This window comes from Candidatus Polarisedimenticolia bacterium (genome assembly GCA_035764505.1).
GTDB lineage: Bacteria > Acidobacteriota > Polarisedimenticolia > Gp22-AA2 > AA152 > AA152.
The window spans coordinates 1-3,792 of the sequence record DASTZC010000209.1; the positions used below are offsets into that span (position 1 = coordinate 1).

The following is a 3,792-nucleotide window of genomic DNA, read 5'->3' on the forward strand; positions in this document are numbered from 1 at the left end:
TTTCAAGTGACCGACATCCTTGGCAAATAATGGTCTAGGACCTTCTTCGGTTGCTGGCAAACGCCCACCTGCGGACAAGGGCGAGTGATGTCCCGCTTTGACGATGTTATTCGATTCGCAGGGTTCCCTCGCCGATGACGACAGCCTGGCCGCCGACGCGCACGGCGATGATTTCGCCGGCGCGCTTCTCGGCTTCGAGGTAGAGCAGGCTGGGGCGTCCCATCTCGAAGCCCTGCTCGAGAGTCCAGCGGAAGGTGCCGGAGGTCTCGGATCGCTGCCTCGCAAGGTAACCTGCAAGAGCTACGGCCGCGCCGCCGGTGGCGGGATCTTCCGCAATGCCCGCCGCGGGGGCGAACATCCGGCCGCGCAGGTCGGAGCCGGGAAGCTCCCCTTCCAGGGCGTAGACAAGGACATGCTCGGCCCATTGGCCGGCCAGCTCCTTCTGCCAAACCGTCCGGTCGAGAGACGCGCGTCCCACGGCCGCGCGATCGCGCAGCGGGACGAAGAAGAACGGCACGCCGCAGGAAGCGGCGATGGGCTCGAGCGGTCCCGGGTGGAGATCGGCCGTCTCCAGAGACAGCATCGCCGAGATTGTCTCTCGGGCCAGAGACGGGGCGCGAAACTCCGGCAGCTGTGCCGCCGTGAGCTGCGCGAACTCGGGTCGTCCCTGCCTCATCCGCAAGGCAACTGGAACGGGACCGACTCCTTCCTCAAGGACGATACGGCACTCCCCTTCGGGCTGCGGCGCCAATCCCAGCTCGGCGAGAAGAATCGCCGTCCCGACCGTCGGATGGCCGGCGAAAGGGAGCTCGCTTCTTGGGGTGAAGATTCGGATCTTTTTGAGTCCACCGCGCTCAGGCGAGAAGACGAAAACCGTCTCGGAGAGATTCAGCTCGCGCGCTATCGATTGCATCGTTTCCGTAGACAGACTCGGCGCCTCTGGGACGACGGCCAGCGGATTGCCGCCGAACATCCGATCGGTGAAGACATCCATCAGGTAATAACGCAGCGCCACGTCCGGACCTCCTTCCTCAGCCTCGTCTGCGCTTTCCGAGAACCTGCTCCAGGTCGGCAATCAGATCGCGCGCGTCCTCGATGCCACAGGAGAACCGGATCATCCCGTCGGTGATTCCCGCCGCTTCGCGCGCCGCCTTCGGGATCATCGTGTGGGTCATCGAGGCGGGGTGCTGAATCAGGGTCTCGACCCCGCCCAGGCTCACCGCCAGCGTGATGACCTTGACCGATTCCACCAGCCGCACCCCGGCGCGCCGTCCCCCCTTCAGCTCGAACGACAGCAGTCCCCCGAAGCCGCGCATCTGGCGCTTCGCGATGCGATGTCCCGGGTGCGATTTCAGCCCCGGGTAATGCACGCGCGCGATGGCCGGGTGCTTCTCCAGGAATCGCGCGATCGCCAGGGCGTTGTCGCTCTGCCGCCGGGCGCGCAGCGCCAGCGTCCGCATGCCCCGCAGCACCAGCCAGCCGTCGATCGGATTGAGGACCGGCCCCAGAAGCTTGAAGGTGTGCCACGCTTCCTTGATGAACGCCGCGCTGCCGATGACCGCGCCGGCGGTCACATCCGAATGGCCCGACAGCGCCTTGGTGACCGAATGGAACACCGCGTCGATCCCGAGCTGCAAGGGATTCTGGTTGATCGGCGTGGCGAAGGTGTTGTCGGCGACGGTGCGGATGCCGCGCGATCGCGCCAGCGCGGCGATACCGCGCAGGTCGGTGATCGACATCGTCGGATTGGCCGGTGTTTCCACCAGGATCAGCCGGGTGTTGGGACGGAGCGCCCGGCGGTAGGCATCGAGATCGGTGTTCTCCACCAGGGTCGAGGAGATCCCGAAATCCGGCAGCAATTGGGTCTCGATCTCCATCACGCCGGCGTAGGCGGAGTGCCCGCCCACCACGTGGTCCCCTTTCTTCAGTCCGGTCAGGATCGCCACGCTCGCCGCACCCATGCCGGAGGCGGTCACCAGCGCCGCTTCGCCTCCTTCGAGATCCGCCAGCCCCGCCTCGAGCTGTTTGAGGGTCGGGTTCCCCCAGCGGGTATACAGCTCGGCGGGTGCCACGGCATCGGAATAGCGCGCCCCGATGCGGGCCGTCGGCAGCTTGAAGGTGGCGGTCTGGAAGATCGGCGGCGCGAGCGAGGCAGTCGGAGACAGACGGCTTCCCGCGTGCACGCAGCGGGTGCTCTCGCCGAGGTGGTTGGTCGCGGCGGAGCGCCGCGGCGTTCGGGGCATTGCTCCCTCCTTCTTCAGGGCGTGGGTGGCGCTGGTGTGGGTGGCTTCTCCAGGATCTCGCGGGCCTTCTCGAGCGACTCGTCGCCTTCGGCGGGAACGTCGGGGACCACGCCGCGTCCCTGGATCGCCTCGCCGGACGGAGTCAGGCTCTCCACGGCGGTGACCAGGAGCATCGCACCTCCCGGCAGGAGACGGCTCATTTGTCCCGCTCCCTTGCCGAGGGTTGTCTCGCCGAGGATGGTGGCGCGCCCCGATCCCTGCAGCCCGGCGGCGAGCTTCTCCGCGGCGCTCCCCGTCTTGCGATCGGTCAGAATCACCAGCGGCTTGCGCGGGAAGGCCGGGCGGGTCTGCGGGATCTTCTGGACCTCCTCGCCCGTGCCGGTGCGCTGGACTCCGAGGGTTTCGCCTTCCTCGAGAAGCATGCCGGCGACGGCGTCGGCCTCGGCCGCCAGACCGCCCAGGTTGCCGCGCAGATCGAGGACAAGCCCTTGCTTCTCGGCCATCTGCTCCAGCGCCTTGCGGATTGCCTCGCGCGCCGACGGATCGGAGAAGGTGGTGAGCCGCAGGTAGCCGATGTCGTTGCCGAGATCGCCCGTCACCACCGCGCTGGAGGCGGGCGAAGGAGCTCCGGAAGCGTCGGTCACCATTTTCTCGAGCCGGCCCCGCACATAGAGCGCCTCGGTTTCCGTCGCCGAGCGCAGGCGCGTGTAAGGGTCGCCCAGGGAAGCAAGCGACGCCGCCACGGCGGCGTAGGCCTGCGCCGGCTTTGCGTTGGGATCGGCGAATGCATCGCGCATCGGCTGCCAGCTGGCGCCGCGCGCCGTCCGATCCAGGAAGTTGCGATCCACGAAGGCCCAGGCCAGGCGATAGATCAAATCCGAAAAGGGAGGCAGATCTCCTTCGAGGGCCTGGCGGGAAGCCGGTCCATTCTTCTCGCCGGCGTAGGCCAGCGCCAGCTGGACGCGCGAGACTCCCAGGGAATCGGAAGGATCGAGCAGGAGGGCTTGCGAGAGCTGCTCCACCCCCGCCCGATAGTCGGCCTCGACGCGCGCCGCGGATCCGGCGAGCTGAAAGGCCTCCGGAAGCCTCGGGGCGATTGCTTTCGCCGCCTCCGCCTCGCGCCGCGCCCCCGAGCCGTCGCCCGACTTGAGGAGGAAAAGCCCCTTGTGAAGGTGAGGCCAGGGAGATGAAGGATCCAGCGCGACCGCCTTGTCGAGCCACTCCTTCATTTCCCGGTCATTGCCCTCCAGGCGCAGGGCGAGGCTCAGCGCCACATCGCCGCGATCGGGATGGCTCGCGGTCGATTCGCGCAGGAGGCGCAGCGCCTCGGCGTGTCGCCCGGCGGTCTCCAGGAGCAGGGCGCGCAACGGAACGTCGCCGGAATCCTCTTTCGCGCCATCCGTCGCGGGCTGCGTCGATTCGAGCCAGGCCTTCAGCTGCTCCGGTGAGCGGGCCAGCACGGCCGAAAGCCTCGCCGCGATTTCCGGGTTACCGGGCTCGGCCCGGAGCATCGCGGCGTAGGCCTGCGCCGCGTCTTCGGTACGTCCCA

At 67.8% G+C, this 3,792-nt stretch carries 3 protein-coding genes; all 3 read right to left on the minus strand.

The window, feature by feature from the left end:
• Positions 1-106 precede the first annotated feature (106 nt).
• On the minus strand, positions 107-1,015 hold the full coding sequence (locus tag VFW45_13660) for a PhzF family phenazine biosynthesis protein (GenBank protein HEU5181829.1): 909 nt from the start codon (positions 1,013-1,015) through the stop codon (positions 107-109).
• Positions 1,016-1,031: 16 nt separating this feature from the next.
• Positions 1,032-2,243 (minus strand): aminotransferase class I/II-fold pyridoxal phosphate-dependent enzyme, encoded by a 1,212-nt coding sequence (locus VFW45_13665; GenBank protein HEU5181830.1) that lies wholly within the window; start codon positions 2,241-2,243, stop codon positions 1,032-1,034.
• 14 nt (positions 2,244-2,257) lie between these two features.
• On the minus strand, positions 2,258-3,792 hold a 1,535-nt coding region (locus VFW45_13670; GenBank protein ID HEU5181831.1), incomplete at its 5' end, for a S41 family peptidase.

What these genes read in the sequence shown, in the direction of transcription:
- VFW45_13665 (HEU5181830.1), bottom strand. Translation starts at nt 2,243, where the DNA reads ATGCCCCGAACGCCGCGGCGCTCCGCCGCGACCAACCACCTCGGCGAG.